This is a genomic window from Mesobacillus sp. QJM3NY_10 (assembly GCF_056173465.1).
Genome location: NZ_CM149675.1, coordinates 2,724,407 through 2,740,062, shown reverse-complemented (window position 1 = coordinate 2,740,062; position 15,656 = coordinate 2,724,407). Strand labels below are relative to the sequence as shown.

At 39.2% G+C, this 15,656-nt stretch carries 16 protein-coding genes; 11 read left to right on the top strand and 5 right to left on the bottom strand.

What is annotated here, in order from left to right:
• Positions 1–802: 802 nt before the first annotated feature.
• Entirely contained in the window at positions 803–2,920 is a 2,118-nt protein-coding gene (locus AC0VX7_RS13740; protein ID WP_475424690.1) for a PBP1A family penicillin-binding protein, read from the bottom strand.
• A 303-nt stretch (positions 2,921–3,223) separates the two neighbouring features.
• Between AC0VX7_RS13740 and AC0VX7_RS13735 the strand changes: the two genes are divergently transcribed.
• The gene (locus AC0VX7_RS13735; protein WP_475424689.1) at positions 3,224–3,946 is read left to right on the top strand and encodes a DUF421 domain-containing protein; all 723 of its coding nucleotides are present in this window, start codon (positions 3,224–3,226) and stop codon (positions 3,944–3,946) included.
• A 440-nt stretch (positions 3,947–4,386) separates the two neighbouring features.
• On the opposite strand, the gene AC0VX7_RS13730 is transcribed toward AC0VX7_RS13735, so the two are convergent.
• From AC0VX7_RS13730 to AC0VX7_RS13720, 3 genes are all read right to left on the bottom strand, one after another.
• A complete protein-coding gene (locus AC0VX7_RS13730) occupies positions 4,387–5,055 on the bottom strand; it encodes a hypothetical protein (protein ID WP_475424688.1) in 669 nt (222 codons plus the stop codon).
• A gap of 73 nt (positions 5,056–5,128) precedes the next feature.
• Positions 5,129–6,517, bottom strand: a complete 1,389-nt coding sequence (locus AC0VX7_RS13725; RefSeq protein WP_475424687.1) for an alkaline phosphatase — start codon at positions 6,515–6,517, stop codon at positions 5,129–5,131.
• Positions 6,518–6,827: 310 nt separating this feature from the next.
• Positions 6,828–7,223 carry a hypothetical protein gene (locus AC0VX7_RS13720; protein ID WP_475424686.1) on the bottom strand — a complete coding sequence of 132 codons (396 nt, stop codon included), beginning with the start codon at positions 7,221–7,223 and terminating at the stop codon, positions 6,828–6,830.
• Between the two features lie 324 nt (positions 7,224–7,547).
• On the opposite strand from AC0VX7_RS13720, the gene AC0VX7_RS13715 reads away from it, so the two are divergent.
• From AC0VX7_RS13715 to AC0VX7_RS13705, 3 genes are all read left to right on the top strand, one after another.
• Positions 7,548–8,486 carry a magnesium transporter CorA family protein gene (locus tag AC0VX7_RS13715; protein WP_475424685.1) on the top strand — a complete coding sequence of 313 codons (939 nt, stop codon included), beginning with the start codon at positions 7,548–7,550 and terminating at the stop codon, positions 8,484–8,486.
• Positions 8,487–8,604: 118 nt separating this feature from the next.
• A complete protein-coding gene (gene spoIIP, locus AC0VX7_RS13710) occupies positions 8,605–9,735 on the top strand; it encodes a stage II sporulation protein P (protein ID WP_475424684.1) in 1,131 nt (376 codons plus the stop codon).
• Positions 9,728–9,922 (top strand): hypothetical protein, encoded by a 195-nt coding sequence (locus AC0VX7_RS13705; RefSeq protein ID WP_475424683.1) that lies wholly within the window; start codon positions 9,728–9,730, stop codon positions 9,920–9,922. The genes spoIIP and AC0VX7_RS13705 overlap by 8 nt, the downstream gene beginning before the upstream one ends.
• A gap of 26 nt (positions 9,923–9,948) precedes the next feature.
• On the opposite strand, the gene corA is transcribed toward AC0VX7_RS13705, so the two are convergent.
• Positions 9,949–10,899 (bottom strand): magnesium/cobalt transporter CorA, encoded by a 951-nt coding sequence (gene corA, locus AC0VX7_RS13700; RefSeq protein WP_475424682.1) that lies wholly within the window; start codon positions 10,897–10,899, stop codon positions 9,949–9,951.
• 299 nt (positions 10,900–11,198) lie between these two features.
• Between corA and AC0VX7_RS13695 the strand changes: the two genes are divergently transcribed.
• From AC0VX7_RS13695 to AC0VX7_RS13665, 7 genes are all read left to right on the top strand, one after another.
• Positions 11,199–11,585: a VOC family protein gene (locus AC0VX7_RS13695; RefSeq protein WP_475424681.1), complete on the top strand. Its 387-nt coding sequence runs from the start codon at positions 11,199–11,201 to the stop codon at positions 11,583–11,585.
• A gap of 87 nt (positions 11,586–11,672) precedes the next feature.
• Positions 11,673–12,404, top strand: coding sequence for a ZIP family metal transporter (locus AC0VX7_RS13690; protein ID WP_475424680.1), 732 nt, complete (start codon positions 11,673–11,675; stop codon positions 12,402–12,404).
• 136 nt (positions 12,405–12,540) lie between these two features.
• Positions 12,541–12,774, top strand: coding sequence for a hypothetical protein (locus tag AC0VX7_RS13685; protein WP_475424679.1), 234 nt, complete (start codon positions 12,541–12,543; stop codon positions 12,772–12,774).
• Between the two features lie 230 nt (positions 12,775–13,004).
• Entirely contained in the window at positions 13,005–14,255 is a 1,251-nt protein-coding gene (locus AC0VX7_RS13680; RefSeq protein WP_475424678.1) for an MFS transporter, read from the top strand.
• 112 nt (positions 14,256–14,367) lie between these two features.
• Positions 14,368–14,937, top strand: coding sequence for a glycerol-3-phosphate acyltransferase (locus AC0VX7_RS13675; protein WP_475424677.1), 570 nt, complete (start codon positions 14,368–14,370; stop codon positions 14,935–14,937).
• 75 nt (positions 14,938–15,012) lie between these two features.
• Entirely contained in the window at positions 15,013–15,288 is a 276-nt protein-coding gene (locus AC0VX7_RS13670) for a phage holin (protein WP_475424676.1), read from the top strand.
• 82 nt (positions 15,289–15,370) lie between these two features.
• On the top strand, positions 15,371–15,556 hold the full coding sequence (locus AC0VX7_RS13665; protein ID WP_475424675.1) for a hypothetical protein: 186 nt from the start codon (positions 15,371–15,373) through the stop codon (positions 15,554–15,556).
• Positions 15,557–15,656: the final 100 nt, after the last annotated feature.

Genomic DNA, 15,656 nt, shown 5'->3' with positions numbered 1-15,656 from the left:
TGCTTCTGTGAATTTGTCCGAAGTCATGTCGTGTTCGGACAAAGTGGCGTTGTGATTCTGAGATTTTGTCCGAAGTCGTTCCAGGTTCGAACAAAGTGGCGATGTGCTTCTGTGAATTTGTCCGAAGTCATGCCAGGTTCGGACAAAATGGTGTTGTGACCCTGCGGATTTGTCCGAAGTCATGCCAGGTTCGGCCAAAATGGCGATGTGCTTCTGTGAATTTGTCCGAAGTCATGCCAGGTTCGGCCAAAATGACGATGTGCTTCTGTGAATTTGTCCGAAGTCATGCCGTGTTCGGACAAAATGGCGATGTGCTTCTGTGAATTTGTCCGAAGTCATGTCGTGTTCGGACAAAATGGCGATGTGCTTTTGTGAATTTGTCCGAAGTCATGCCGTGTTCGGACAAAATGGCGATGTGCTTCTGTGAATTTGTCCGAAGTCATGCCAGGTTCGGACAAAATGGCGATGTGCTTCTGTGAATTTGTCCGAAGTCATGCCGTGTTCGGACAAAATGACGATGTGCTTCTGTGAATTTGTCCGAAGTCATGTCGTGTTCGGACAAAGTGAAGATGTGCTTCTGTGAATTTGTCCGAAGTCATGCCATGTTCGGACAAAATGGCGATGTGCTTTTGAGTGTTCGGACAAAGTGGTGTTGTGACCCTGCGGATTTGTCCGAAGTCAAACCGAGATCGAACATCTCTACGACATCAGCCTATAATTCGCAATCATGCCTCCGTGAAAATGGCCTTTTTCTTTATAAATAAAAAGTGAGCAGCCAATTATTAAGCTGCTCACATTTCTTTTATTCTCCTTGCCACTCTCTAAGTTTATCTATCACTTTGTCGCCAACCTTACCGGCGTCTTCCTGCATTTGTTCAAATACTTTTTTCCACTTTGGCGCTTCTTCTTTTAGTTTTTCTTCAACCTGGCCAGCACGCTCTTTTAATTCTTGCTCCAGTTCGTCTGCTTTTTCCCTGATTGCTTTTTCTGTTTCTTCATAATCAACGATGGCACCAGACTGCCTTTCGTTGATTGACTGGACCCTGAATTCCTCCTGCTCGATGTGGGGCACTGTTTCTTCCATGATCGCCCTGAACAGCGGCACTACATCCTTTGAACTGCTGCTGGATAAATAATGCTTGCGGTCAGTTTTATCATAACCAAGCCATACTGCCCCGACGATGTTCGGTGTATATCCTACAAACCATTGGTCCTTTGTTCCATTGATATCTGCATAAGGAAGCTGAGTAGACCCTGTTTTTCCTGCAATCTCAACACCCTCAATATTTGTTCCTTTACCAGTCCCTGTTTCTACAACATTCAATAACATAGACGTCATTTCATTGGCCACTGATTTGGAAGTTACGCGTGTTGTTGAGCCCTCATGCTCTGCAATCACCTTGCCTGTGGGACCGACAATTTTCGTGATTACATGGGCATCATGACGCTTCCCGCCATTTGGGAAGACAGAATAAGCTTCGGCCATCTTTAAGGGGGAAACACCATTATGCATTCCTCCGAGGGCGAGGGCCAGGTTCTGGTCTTCTTTCTCTACTTTGATTCCAAACCTTCTTACAGCATCAATTCCCTTATTTAAGCCTATTTCATTCAAAAGCCAAACAGCAGGTATATTAATTGAATTTTCCACTGCCTCATACATTGGCACTTCTCCTTTATAAGTATCAGAGAAGTTTTTGGGACTGTAATTTTTAAAAGACATCTTCTTGTCAACAAGCATGGAATCATACTTATAGCCTTCTTCTAATGCCGGTGTGTAAACGGCCAGAGGCTTCATTGTTGAACCAGGCTGAGCTCTTAGGTGGGTAGCACGATTGAACCCTCTGAACACTTTCTCGCCTCGTCCGCCAACCAATGCAAGGACACCACCATTCTCGGGATTAAGCAGAACGGATCCACTCTGTACTAAAACATCACTGGCTCGATCAGGGAATAGATGATCCTGTTGGTATACTTTTTCCAGGCCGGATTGTATGTCCTGATTAAGTTCAGTATAGATGCGATAGCCTCTTGTCATGATTTCATCCTGGGTAAGCCCGTATTTACTTGTCGCTTCATCTAAAACAGCATCGACATAAGAAGGATATTTTCGATCGGCAAGAGAGCCGCCTCCGTCTTCCAGGACAATCTTTTCGGATTTTGCTTGTTTATATTCAGAATCCGATATCATCCCTAGCTCGTTCATTTTAGATAAAACAACATTTCTGCGTTTGATGGCAGCATCGTAATTATTATAAGGATCCAGGGCAGAAGGTGCTTTAAGCAGACCGGCAAGCATTGCAGCTTCACTGATTGTCACATCCTGAATATCCTTTGCGAAATACTTTTTACTGGCGTTGTTGATCCCAAAAGCGCCACTGCCGAAATACACCTGGTTCAGGTACATTTCTATGATTTCGTCCTTTTCATATACCTTTTCAAGCTCAACTGCTAAAAATAATTCTTCTACTTTACGTTTGTATGTCCGCTCTGAAGATAACAGGGCGTTTTTTGTCAGCTGCTGGGTGAGGGTACTGCCACCACCGGTAATGCCTCCAGCTAAAAGGTTGCCGAAAAAAGCACGTGTGATGCCTTTAATATCGAATCCGTTATGTTCATAGAAACGTTCATCCTCAATAGCAATGACCGCATTAGGGACATGCTCTGGCATATCATTTATCGATACTCCACCAGTGCGGTTTGAAGCAAGCTTGCTTGCTTCATCACCATTGCGGTCATAAATCGTGGTTGCCTGGCTCAATCCATCCTTCAGGGTTTGGACATTCGCCCTGCTAGCGATAAAGGCGAACCAGAGAATCGACAGCAATATGAAAACCAATAAGATTAATAAAAATATCTGAGTCAGGTGGCGCCGTTTCCAAAATCGAACAACAGCCTCCCAAAATCGTTGCAGTAATTGCATATAATTTCTCCTTTTAATTGAAGCTTTTCAGTGTATATTCAAGCTGCCAGAATTAGGTGTTCACTAATTTACCTTCCATTATATATGATTTGCTGTCCATCAGGAAAGTTGGAGGCGTTTAACAGGCACAGATGGGCCAAATGACAATTTTGAGCTCTCCGGTTCTATGGCAGTGCAGTCGACTAAGAAGTAAAAATGAGTACTATGAAAGGGAGAGGGTTGTCTATAATTTTGATGCTCTTTGTATAAATGAAATAAATACATCAAAACTAACTAAAGGATTCTTACAAATGGAGGGGCCAAATGAAACTCTTAGAAGAAATGTTAATTCTCTTAGGCAGGGTGGTCACTATTCTGCCGCTGATGTTGTTTGCGACTTTATTTATGGGGAGGCGCTCAATAGGAGAGCTGCCTATCTTTGATTTTCTAATCTTATTGGCTTTTGGTGCGGTCGTTGGGGCTGACATTGCCGACCCAAAGATTCCTCATATACATACAGGGGTTGCCATAATCTTAATAGCGTTGCTTCAAAAACTGGTAGCCTACCTGAAAATTAAAAACAGAAAAATAGGCCGTATACTCACTTTTGAACCAATCACGGTCATTCATGAAGGACAATTAATTGTGGAAAACTTACGTAAAACACAGTACTCAATAGATAATATTTTGTTAATGTTACGTGAAAAAGATATTTTTAATGTACAGGATGTAAGGATTGGAATCCTGGAAGCTAGTGGGAATTTAACGGTCATGAAAAAAGCTGAAAAATCGACGGTCACTCTGGAAGATATGAACTTGACCAGAGTTGGTGATGATTTGGCCATGCCATTAATTTTAGACGGCAAATTGTACAAAAAAGTTCTTTTTCAGCTTAACCTGGACGAGAAGTGGCTGATGGAGAGATTAGCAGAGGAGTCGGTAAATAATTTGAGTGAGGTATTCTTTGCTTCCATTACAGAAGGGAAATCTCTGCATATCACCTTGAGGAAACAATCAGCTATTAACATACCACCGATTTATCATTGATGGGAAAAGCGTGATTGAACTTTCCTTTTTACAATCAAGCTGGAAAGCCATGCTTGATCAAGATCCAAAAGGGGACTGTTAAGATCAGTTTCCCCAGTATAAATACCCCGAATTGTGTCATAGTAAGTTAAAAAAAGTAAGTAAGAAAATTCTCAGAGTTCTGGTGAAATGCGCAGATAAGAACGGGGTGAAAAGCCCTATACATACATAAAAAGACGTGGATTAAAATTCCACGCCTTTTTGTATTATTTAAGACTGTTTTCGTAAAGATTGTTGTTAAAATCCTAAAACCGATTTTAACGTAATATATCCCCGTTTTGCAGGTCGGTATTAAGTTTGCATGCTCTTTTCTCATAAGAAGCGTCAACTTTACGAAGGAGTATAGGTAATTCAATCCAATTTTGTTTCAATAGCAACAAAGTTTGAGAAAAGAGCCATTATTAAAAATGGATATTAATTGTTTGCTCTTCAAAGATTTCCGTTTCACTTTGGTTGAAAACTTTGCTAGTTGTAATCTTGATTGATTTTATATCGGGGTTCTCAACGATCACTCCGATATTCCCAGCTTTCTTTTCACCAGGGAGAAACTTTCCGTTCAGTTCTTCTAAGTAGATATCGTCTTCCCAACTTCTCTTTTCTCCAGTGTCAAATTCAATTTGGGCTACAGGAGCAAAATTTAATATTTCATCTGACTTGTTTTCCAGTTCAACAAATATTTTAACAAAAGTAAATTGTTCTTCATGAGTATAGCTGTGAAAAAAGTCAACCAGGCTGTAGTCAGGATGATATTCGATTATTTTGGCTTCCTTTATGACCATTTCAATGGAATCTGCAGTAATTCTTTCATCCAAGTTACTGAAATTTTTTAACTTGGCATAACCTTTCTCATCCCTGAAATCTTGACCGACACTCAGCAACTTTCGATCATCTGTGACTTGAGGGTTAGGGACATATTCAATCATTGTTTTACGTGGAGGGGGAGTGTCTTCATTTTGTTTTTTATGTATCAATTTTTCTTTTTCTTTTTCAGCTGAAGAATTGGAACTTACTTCGTGACTGCACCCTAGGAGTGAAGTAATTATTGCGATCAATAAAATTATCTTTCTCATATCGCACCTTCCAGCATTTGATAAACAGACTTCCCGCTACCTTAGAGACAGCGGGAGAAGTGGTAGTATTTTTTTATTTATCTTCAATTACAATTTCTTTATTCCCGTTTTGCAGAATGCTGAAGACATGTTTCGCAAGGTCTGTGTTTTCAATTTTCCCAGCTAAACCTTCTCGAGTTGGGCCAAATGCATAGACGTTTACATCCTCACCGGTGTGACCGCTGGTTGTCCAGCCTGTATGTGTGCGCTGATTGAAGATTTCTTCAATAGCATTATCGATGTCAGTTACATCTCCTTCAGCAACAGCCTTGACTGAATTTATTTCTTCAGAAGTCAATTCTAGATCAATGTAGTTGGAAAGTGTTTCTTCGACATCTGCACCATTGAAAATTTCAGCTGCCATGAAGTCTGGCGTGCGTTTAGCTGCTTTAATTGGTTCAGGGAACCAGTTGTAAATGCCGTCAGCTCCAATTGAATAGCCGCCCGTAGAGTGGTCTGCAGTCGCTATTACAAGAGTATGCTTATCCTTTTTCGCAAAATCAATCGCTGCCTTGAACGCTTTTTCGTAGTCTTCCATTTCACTCATCGCACCAACGATATCATTATCGTGTCCTGCCCAGTCGATCTGGCTGCCTTCGACCATCAGGAAGAAACCGTCTTTATCTTTATTCAATCTTTCAATCGCAGACTTAGTCATTTCTTCAAGAGATGGAATGTCGTCTGTACGGTCGATCATCTTAGGAAGACCACGCGGTGCGAACAATCCCAGGATTTTTTCATTATTATCGCTTTCCAGCTGTTCTTTCGTAGAAGCGTAGCTGTAGCCGTCTTTTTGGAATTCTTCAATTAGGTTCCGATCTTCGCGATCGAATAGATCGGTACCTCCACCTAGAAGCACATCGACCTTATGTTCACCATTAATTAAATCATCATAGTAGTCCTCTGCAATTGCATTCATATTTCTGCGGCTCTCATCATGTGCACCGAAAGAAGCTGGAGTAGCATGGGTGATTTCAGAGGTAGCAACAAGTCCGGTTGCTTTGCCTTGTTCTTTGGAAGATTCCAGAACCGTTTTCACATCGGATTTATCGTTGTCAACTCCAATTGCCGCGTTATATGTTTTAACACCTGCTGACATTGCAGTTGCTGATGAAGCGGAATCTGTAATGTTTTCTTCAGGGTCTTCCGCATATGTCGACTGCTGGCCAACGAGGAACTTATCGAATTCGGTTCCTTCTGCCAGTTTAGTATTTGGGTCGTCCTTCAGGTAACGGTAAGCAGATGTATAGGATACTCCCATACCATCACCAATCATGAAAATGACGTTCTTGATTTTAGCATTATTCTGATTAGGTGATTCCTTTGCGTCAGCTGTAAAAGCTCCTGAAAGACCGCCGATAGCAAGAGATGAAACGACAGCAAAAGGAATCAATTTCTTTTTGAAGTTACTATTCATGTTCATTTTTCCCTCCAATTACTAGACTTCAAGCTAATTATAGTTATATTTTTAGAAGATTTCTTCTTTGAGAAATAGCAGATTTTCCAAGGGCTGTATTAGGAATGTGAGGTTTGGAGCAGATAGAAAGGGGAGGTGTGACAATTGGATTATCTATGAAAGAAAAGAGGAGGGGGAAGTTAGATAAAAGGGATTAAGAAAAGGTTGGATTTTTTGGATATATAAACAAGACATGTCAAAAGATGTGTTTTTATGAGGTGGGATGAATTATTTGAAAATAAAAAGGCGAACCCCAAGATTCGCCTTTCATGACTATTTACCAGCCAGCTGGCAGCATTGCCACTGGCATAAGCGATACCTTATAAGTGTATCCGCCATCCTTCGTTCCAGTTGGCCATAAAGCAGTAGCCATGTAGATTACTTTTACCGTGTTATTCTGTGAAAACTCTGTTACATATACAATCCTGTCAGCCATGAAACCAATTTGCTCTTGAGTCCAAAGGATTCTGTCAGCCATGAAGCCAATTTGGTCAACTGTGTAAAGAACACCATCCAATGTCTGAGAATATGAATCAGCACCCATTTGGCCTACTGTTACTAAAACATCAGCGGTTGTAGTAGCAGCTTCAGCTTTTTGCTGTGGAAGTCCAGCAGCAACTAAAGATAAAATCATCGCAAAAGCAATGAGAGATTTTGTAAACATGTTTTTCATTCGAATATTCCTCCTGTTTAATACCCTTATGGGTATAATTTACTTTAATTAATATATACCATATGAGGTATAATGTCAACTGTAATATAAAAATTATTATTTTTCATTTAAAGTTCTAATTGTAGTTTCACCCTTTCAGGAGTAAGATGTAAGAGTTGAAAACAGAAAGGAGTTGGTATCTTTGGGTTATTCAAAAGAACCTGATCCCGATAGGTGCGGGGAAGTCGATAATCTATTAGATTTGATACAATTGAATGCTGCAAGACTATCAACTCTGAAAAAAGGTAGTTGGCTTCCTCAATAATTGAAGAGGAGGTTGGTCAAATGCTGGAAATCTATAAAAGCAGTGAAGAAAGACATTTAACACGTGTAGAAGAAATTTCAAAAGGATCCTGGATTAATATGGTACATCCTTCAGAAGATGAGATCATAAGGGTTGCGACTGAAACAGGGATCGCAGTGGATTTCATAAAGGATGCCCTTGATGATGAAGAGAGGCCAAGGATTGAAAAAGAAGATGGTATTGTCTATATCATCGTTGACTATCCATACATCACCCATGATGATTCTGGCTTTCCGATTTATGAAACTATACCAGTCGGGATAATTCAGACTGCGAATTGTATCATCACAGTTTCGTTAAAAGAGACTCCTGTATTGAATGAATTCAAGTCAAATAGAGTCAAGGAATTTTATACTTATAAGAAAACAAGATTTGCCCTGCAGATCCTTTACGTTATTTCCATTTATTATTTACGCTACCTGAAACAAATCAATAAAAAGACAAATGAGATTGAGCGCGAGCTGCATCAGTCGATGAAAAACAAGGAATTATATGCATTTCTTGCTTTGGAGAAAAGCCTGGTTTACTTCACGACATCACTAAAATCCAATAAAGTGGTACTCGCAAAGATCATGCGCTTCAATTATTTAAAAATGTATGATGAAGACAAGGATTTGCTGGAGGATGTCATCATCGAAAATACACAGGCCATCGAAATGGCTGAGACTTATAGTTCAATTTTAAGTGGTATGATGGACGCTTTCGCCTCTATAATTTCAAATAACCTAAATATGGTAATGAAATTCCTGACATCCATTACGATCATTCTTTCGTTCCCGACTATGGTGGCAAGCTTCTATGGTATGAACGTTGATCTTCCATTTCAGCACAATCCGTTTGCGTTCTTCCTGGCGATCAGTATGGCTTTGTTATTGGCCGGGTTAACTGCATTTGTTTTCTGGAAAAAGAAATATTTCTAATTGAACGTCTGGACATCAGTCCGGGCGTTTTTTAGTCTAAATTCTGCATTAATACATATTTATGGATTAACAGAGATAGTACTTTCAAAATTAGTATCACAAGCAAAAGGGTGATGGAATGACAGGGATTTTGGTCAATATTTATAGGAAAATGCTGTCAGGTTTCATTATATTAATTTGTACACTCAGTTTTTTTCTGATAGCCGGATTCATTTCTTCTTCGAACATTAGCTTTTTTAAATTCAAAGTAAACGGAGAAATTGGTGCAGACGTATTCCTCAGGATCATCAGTTATGAGAACCCGTTGATTGGACATGCACTGACAGGATCGAATGCTGATTTGCCAATTCTTTCTACTGGATTCAAATTGCTAACAAATGTTGAGATGAATGATATTAGAAGTCTGATAAGGAGTGAAATTCCAGGTTTCATGGCATTTGATTCAAACTTCCTCATCGCAGATGAAGGAGTTGATTTTACGGATATTCCGATTGAATCTGCCCCTCCTATGGAGGTTTTACTGCAGGAAAGAAATATGGCAGCGAATGAACTGAAGGAGCTGAATAGCGGCAAAATATACTCTGGTTCTTCACCAACTGAAAAATCGGTATTCATTTATCATACTCACAGCTGGGAGTCGTACTTACCATTGCTTGGCCTGGAGGGAGCAGAGAATGAAAATGAGGCTGTTGATGGCAAAACAAACATTACGATTGTAGGTGAATTACTAGGAAAGGAGTTGGAGAAAAGGGGTATAGGAGCGAGTGTGGATAAGACCAATATTGGCCAGGAGTTAGATAAAAAAGGCTGGATGACACACAAGTCATATGAAATATCACGTTCGTTGGTTCAAAGCGCAATGGCTGGGAACGAGAAATTAGATTACTTTATTGACCTGCACAGGGATTCTGTCAGAAAGGATTCGACTACAGCCACAATCAATAACAAGCCATATGCAAGATTGGTTTTTGTCATTGGCGAAGAAAATAAGAACTTCCAGAAGAACCTGAAGTTTGCAAATGAACTTCATAAGATCCTGAATAAAGATTATCCAGGGATCAGCAAGGGAGTTTTGCCTAAAAAAGGAATCGGCGTTGATGGAATATATAATCAAGACTTGCATGCTAACACGCTGGTCGTCGAGGTAGGCGGCGTTGATAATAATATGAAAGAATTAAAAAACACAATAGAAGCGTTAGCGGACGCAATCAGCCAGATTTATTGGAAGGCGGAAGAGGTAAATGGCTGAATATCGTGAAAAATATTTCTGGCTGTTGTGGACGATTGCCACTACGATGTTAGCGTACTTTTATTTCCCCTTGACGTTGACAATTGCATTTTTCTTGTCAGGCATTATCATAAGCAGTAAATGCCTGGTTGAAGATTTTATAAACCATCAGGAAGACGCTGAAAAGCAAAACGAAAAAAACCATTGATGCATGACTTCAATGGTTTTTTTGCTTCATTTAAACCATCCCTTTTTCCTGAACCAGAAGAACATGGTCATCCCTATGACGAACATGGCGAACAATGATCCAAAATATCCAAATCTCCAGGAGAGTTCAGGCATATTCTCAAAATTCATCCCGTAAATTCCTGCTATGAAGGTGAGTGGCATGAAAATGGTTGTGATTACAGTAAGTACTTTCATTACGCGATTTGTTTCATGTGAATTGATTGACAAATAGCTGTCCCGCATATCTGTTGTCAGTTCACGGCTCGCTTCCACCTTTTCAGCTAACCTTAATAAATGGTCATGGATGTCCGCAAAATATTCTTTTTGTTCAAGCACTCCAGAAAGGCGATGGGAATTAATCATCCTGTATACCAAATCCCTCATTGGAGTGATGGTATGTCTTAACGAGAGCAATTCATGCCTTGTATCGAATAGCTCTTCAAGCAGTTCCTCCATCGAGCGGTCAGCAGAATTCTCATCAATTTCATTCAATAAGTCCTCAATTCGATAAACATGAGGGAAATAGTTATCGACTATTTTATCTAAAACATGATAGAGGACGATTGATGGGTTCCATTCTCCTGGCGACTTTGAAAGTTCTAATCTCTTCCACACATCGTCAATTTCACGCATGCTGACGCTATGGTAGGTAACGATATAGTTATGTCCAAGAAATAGATCAACCTCTTCTTTCTGCATGGACTCTCCATTCAGAGCCTGGAAAACAAAAAAATGATAATCATCATAATAATCGAGTTTGGGTCTTTGAAGTGTATGGATACAATCTTCAATGGATAAAGGGTGGAATCGCAATGGTTCTTTTAAAAATTCGATTTCTTCGTCTGTCGGCTCATTGAAGTCAATCCAATGCCAATGACCACTGTCTGACACCAATGAATCTATACCTCGACCAGTTTGGATATCCCCATAAGGACTAACAGAAATTGTACGTATCATAAATTCTCCCAAAAAACGTTTTCTAGGCTATTTTAATTAATTTGATTGGTTTTTCAGTAAAGCAAACTTAATAACCTCTTATTATTATATTAGCAAAGATGGACAGGAATCAAAGCAGAACCCATGAGAGTGGGATATCAGGAGTCAGAAAGCTGCTTCAAATCAACAAAAGATGGGTGATGGAAATAAAGCTGTATTGCTATAATAAGAATCAAAGCAATTTCTACAAAATTTCATTCTAGTGTTGCCAATAGTTATGCACAAAATACAAAAACAGATTGTTCAGGAGATGAGAAAGAATGCTGCATCATGTTGAAATCAATGTAACCGATTTAAATAAGACAATAGAATTTTGGGGCTGGTTTTTAAGCGAATTAAAATATGAAGTATATCAAAAATGGGACAGCGGCATGAGTTGGAAATTTAAAAAGACTTATATAGTATTCGTCCAAACCGAAGAAAGGTTCATTCAAGCAGGATATCACCGCTCGCAAGTTGGTATGAATCATCTTGCTTTTTATGCAGATTCACGGCAACATGTGGATCAAATGACAGAAAAACTAAGAGAAAGACGTATCCCTATCCTCTATCAAGACAGACACCCTTTTGCTGGAGGGGCAGATCACTACGCGGTGTTCTTTGAAGGTCCAGATCGTATGAAAGTTGAATTGGTTGCACCTGATTGACAGCGGATAATTTTTTCCAAGTGTAACTTCCTGATTTAAGGGGAAAAGTATTTTACTTTTGTAAATTAGGAGGCACTGGAAAAAGTTATGGCAGATGCTTTTTTAGGAATTGTCATCTCTGCGATGGCAACAGGTTTGGGAGCAATTCCAGTTTTATTTCTAAATAATGTCTCACCCCGGTTGAAATCTTTACTTCTTGGTTATGCTTCAGGGATCATGATGGCGGCTACAACCTTTAGCTTGATACCAGAGTCTTTGAAATCATCAGATATTTGGGTACTATCGATCGGAATGTTATTAGGGACGTTTGCCTTGAATTTCATACATTCAAAGACTGAAGACCTCGGCACAAGTGACTTTAAAATTTTTTCCGGTGTTGATCGAAAAACGTTAGTCATCATTACAGCTATTACTCTCCATAATTTACCCGAGGGCCTCTCAGTCGGGGTGAGTTATGGATCGGGTGAAGAAAACCTTGGAGCTATTATTGCCTTTGCAATTGGCCTGCAAAATGCGCCAGAAGGATTCCTCGTTGGGCTTTATTTAATCCATCAGAAAATGTCTAAAGTGAAGGCTCTTATGATTGCTGCCTTTACAGGGGCTGTAGAAATAGTAACGGCTGCGATTGGATATTTTCTAGCTGCAGAAGTAGCAGGGCTTGTACCATATGGATTGAGTTTTGCGGCAGGTGCAATGCTCTTTGTCATCTATAAGGAACTTATTCCAGAAAGCCAGGAAGATCATCAAGTAAAATTCCCAACGTACTCTTTTATCCTTGGCTTGATTTCAATGCTCTATCTCACTATACATTTCGGTTAGACATAAAGGCGATAAACGCGTGGCCTTTATCCTTTTCTATAATTCAGGTTTCTTTGTTAGGAATAAACCTAAAAGTGCTGGGTAAAGACAAAGAGAGTCTGGTATTCTAATGGTATACATATTAGGAGGGATCAGTATGGGAGAATGCAATATCGACCACAGCAAAAAGGATGTCCAGGAGAAATACCAATCACAAAAGGAATTCCTTCCGCAGGACATCCACCCGTTATTCAACCGTTTTTTTGAGGAAGAACATACTCAGGACATTTTGAATGAAGTATTTCACTTGCTAAAGAAGTATGATCTTGCTGCAGAAGAAGAAAGAAGCGAACGTGACAATAAATTGAAACTAGTTTTAAAGAACGTGTAAATAATCGTAAGGGGCCATGTGCTCCTTTTTTTATTGGAGCAGAGAAAGCCATTCTAAAAAAGCTAACCAATTAAGATTAAAAATCCCCTTTTTAAAAAGCCTTATTTCCAGAAAATTCTTTGTTTATTTTGTAGAAAAAATCTTATTGCCAGCAAAAACCAGAAGGAGTAAAATTAGGTGGATATTTCGATATCCAAAATAATTTGAATGATTCGAAAGAAGAGGAATGTATGGAAAGTCCTTCACAAATAACAAAGAGGAATGAAAAGAATAGCATAATAAATGGTGTCGCTTCTACGATTGTTATGAGTATGAGCAATAACTACTTTGCCTTATTTGCAATTGGTGTTCTCGGAGCTACGAATTATCAAGTTGGATTAATTAGTTCTCTGCCTCAAATAATAGGTATGTTCGCAATGATTCTTGGTACCGTGATCATGAGCAGGCTGCAGGAAAAAAAGAGGTTCACTGGTCTCTCGATTTTGTTCACTCGTTTATTTTTGCTGGGGATGTTTTTGGTCATTTATCTGCCTGAAGAATACAGAGCCTGGACATTTGTCATACTGATCGGTCTAATGAATCTTCCTGGATCATTCGCAATGCTTAGCTGGCAGTCATTTATCGGGGACCTTATTTCAGACAGGCGTAGAAGTAGTTTCTTTAGTGAAAGGAACAGGATACTGACCATAGCTGGTATGATTACGACATTGCTGATTGGAATAGGGCTTCAATGGTTTGACAAATCCAATCCTCTGCCATATCAGATTCTCTTTGTTTTAGCGTTTCTTTTTGGCATTGCAGAAGTTTTCTATTTAAATAGACATATAGAACCAAAGAAAGAAATCGTACCAGGCAAGAAACGGTTAAATCTTGGCTGGGACGCTTATAAACATAAACCGTTCATTTATTACTTGATATGCGGTTTGTTTTTCAACTTTGCCTGGCAGCTAGCCTGGCCTCTGTTCAATATTTATAATATCAAAGTCGCTCATATGACTGGTTTTTGGATCAGCATTATAACTGTGGCGAATCAGGTAGGTCAGATCATAAGCTTCAAGTGGTGGGGAAGGATGGCTGATAAGCACAGTAATGGAAAGATGCTGGCAGTTACTGCGGTCGGGATGGCATCAGCGCCATTCCTAACAATTCTTTCAAAAAATATGTATTACCTAACTTTCGTCAACTTTACTTCCGGCCTTTTTGTTTCTGGGACCGTTCTTTTGTTATTTAATCAGCTTCTTGAAGTGACGAAGGAGGAGAACCGGGGAAGTTTTATCGCACAATATAACATACTTTTAGCGATTATAGGCTTTATCGCACCACAGGTTGGTGTGTATTTGCTTCAGTTAAGTTCAATTGAAACAGCTATGAATCTTGCAGCTGTTTTACGATTGTTCTCAGGAGCTGTATTTTTACTATTCTATTTTTATATGAAAAAACAGTACCTCAGCGGGAATAAGGTCGCAATCCAAAGATCATAACTGGTAAATAAAGGAAGTATATGTCAACTGACCTATGGGAATTTTTATAAAGGAATTTATCTGCCTTATATCGAATAAACTCTATTAATATTGTTAGACAGGTTGTGTTGCCATGACTATCTTTAGCTATTTTTTAATTTCATATTTTCTAGGCACCTTGATGGCTGGATATTTCGTTGTAAAGTTCCTCGGGAAAAAGGATATAAGAGTTGAAGGAAGCGGTAATGTAGGGGCGCGGAATGCCGGCCGGGTACATGGAAGAGTATCATTCGTTTTGACTTTTCTTGGTGATGCGCTAAAAGGGGCCGTTGTGATACTTATTGGTGAATATTTTAAACTGTCACCTGAATTCATATTGGGTGGATTGGGATTTGCAATTATTGGCCATGTAAAGCCGATTACCTTAAAATTTAAAGGTGGAATGGGAATCTCGACGTTTATCGGAGGGATGCTCGCCTTTGAACCGTTAACAGCTTTAGTTATCATTTTTGGTTTTCTTATACTTTATCCCTTCTTAAAAAGTTTTACATTTGCTGGTCTAGGCTCCTTTGTTTTGATTCCTATAAGTTTTTATTATTTTGATATCCAGCCTCTTGTCCTTCTTATTACTGGATTACTTGTAATGATTATAATATTCATCCACCGTGAAGATATTTTAGATAGATTAGATAAAAGAAGATAAAATAAGAAGGCCGGGACAAAAGCAGACAACCAATTCCTTCAGCTGAATATATTATGAATAGAAGCAGTGGAAGGAATGATGCATTTGTTTAACTGGGGTATTAGGTTCAAAAATAAAGCCTGGGTTATTGCTTTCATATCACAACTTATGATTGTAGCCCAAATAGTCCTGGAAGGATTGAATATTTTAGGGTGGACAACTTTCAGGTTAACAGATGAACTACAAAATGAAATTTTGATGTTGGTGAACGGTATATTCATGATTCTTGCCATGCTCGGGATCATACAAGATCCAACTACTAAAGGATACAGAGACAGTAAAAGGGCGATGGAATACAAGGAACCAAACTAAAAAGAGTTAATGTTTAGCATTCGCACATTTTGAGGTAAAGAAATGAATAGGATAATGTATCCATTCGAAAGGAGCCTGAAATATGTGGACCTGGATTTGGCTCTTGCTGCTGCCAATCACTGTTTTGCTGTTGATAGAAGAAGGAAGTCAATTTATATGGCGCAGATATTTAAAGAACCCACAAGAAGGAAATGATACAATTTTAGTACGTACTCTTAACAGCATAAAAAAGATTCAGCAGAAATATCGTAAGGATCCTTCACATTAAGGTGGGGGATTCTTTTTTTAAGGCTCTTTTCTCAAACTTTGTTGCTATTGAATACTAAATTGGAGTGAATTACCTATATTCCTTGTAAAGTTGATGCTTC

Bases quoted from the DNA above. Each gene is read 5' to 3' on its own strand.
- AC0VX7_RS13730 (WP_475424688.1), bottom strand. From the start codon at position 5,055: ATGAGAAAGATAATTTTATTGATCGCAATAATTACTTCACTCCTAGGG.
- AC0VX7_RS13720 (WP_475424686.1), bottom strand. From the start codon at position 7,223: ATGAAAAACATGTTTACAAAATCTCTCATTGCTTTTGCGATGATTTTA.
- AC0VX7_RS13715 (WP_475424685.1), top strand. From the start codon at position 7,548: ATGCTGGAAATCTATAAAAGCAGTGAAGAAAGACATTTAACACGTGTA.
- AC0VX7_RS13690 (WP_475424680.1), top strand. From the start codon at position 11,673: ATGGCAGATGCTTTTTTAGGAATTGTCATCTCTGCGATGGCAACAGGT.
- corA (WP_475424682.1), bottom strand. From the start codon at position 10,899: ATGATACGTACAATTTCTGTTAGTCCTTATGGGGATATCCAAACTGGT.
- AC0VX7_RS13695 (WP_475424681.1), top strand. From the start codon at position 11,199: ATGCTGCATCATGTTGAAATCAATGTAACCGATTTAAATAAGACAATA.
- AC0VX7_RS13680 (WP_475424678.1), top strand. From the start codon at position 13,005: ATGGAAAGTCCTTCACAAATAACAAAGAGGAATGAAAAGAATAGCATA.
- AC0VX7_RS13665 (WP_475424675.1), top strand. From the start codon at position 15,371: ATGTGGACCTGGATTTGGCTCTTGCTGCTGCCAATCACTGTTTTGCTG.
- AC0VX7_RS13685 (WP_475424679.1), top strand. From the start codon at position 12,541: ATGGGAGAATGCAATATCGACCACAGCAAAAAGGATGTCCAGGAGAAA.
- spoIIP (WP_475424684.1), top strand. From the start codon at position 8,605: ATGACAGGGATTTTGGTCAATATTTATAGGAAAATGCTGTCAGGTTTC.
- AC0VX7_RS13725 (WP_475424687.1), bottom strand. From the start codon at position 6,517: ATGAACATGAATAGTAACTTCAAAAAGAAATTGATTCCTTTTGCTGTC.
- AC0VX7_RS13735 (WP_475424689.1), top strand. From the start codon at position 3,224: ATGAAACTCTTAGAAGAAATGTTAATTCTCTTAGGCAGGGTGGTCACT.
- AC0VX7_RS13705 (WP_475424683.1), top strand. From the start codon at position 9,728: ATGGCTGAATATCGTGAAAAATATTTCTGGCTGTTGTGGACGATTGCC.
- AC0VX7_RS13740 (WP_475424690.1), bottom strand. From the start codon at position 2,920: ATGCAATTACTGCAACGATTTTGGGAGGCTGTTGTTCGATTTTGGAAA.
- AC0VX7_RS13670 (WP_475424676.1), top strand. From the start codon at position 15,013: ATGATGCATTTGTTTAACTGGGGTATTAGGTTCAAAAATAAAGCCTGG.
- AC0VX7_RS13675 (WP_475424677.1), top strand. From the start codon at position 14,368: ATGACTATCTTTAGCTATTTTTTAATTTCATATTTTCTAGGCACCTTG.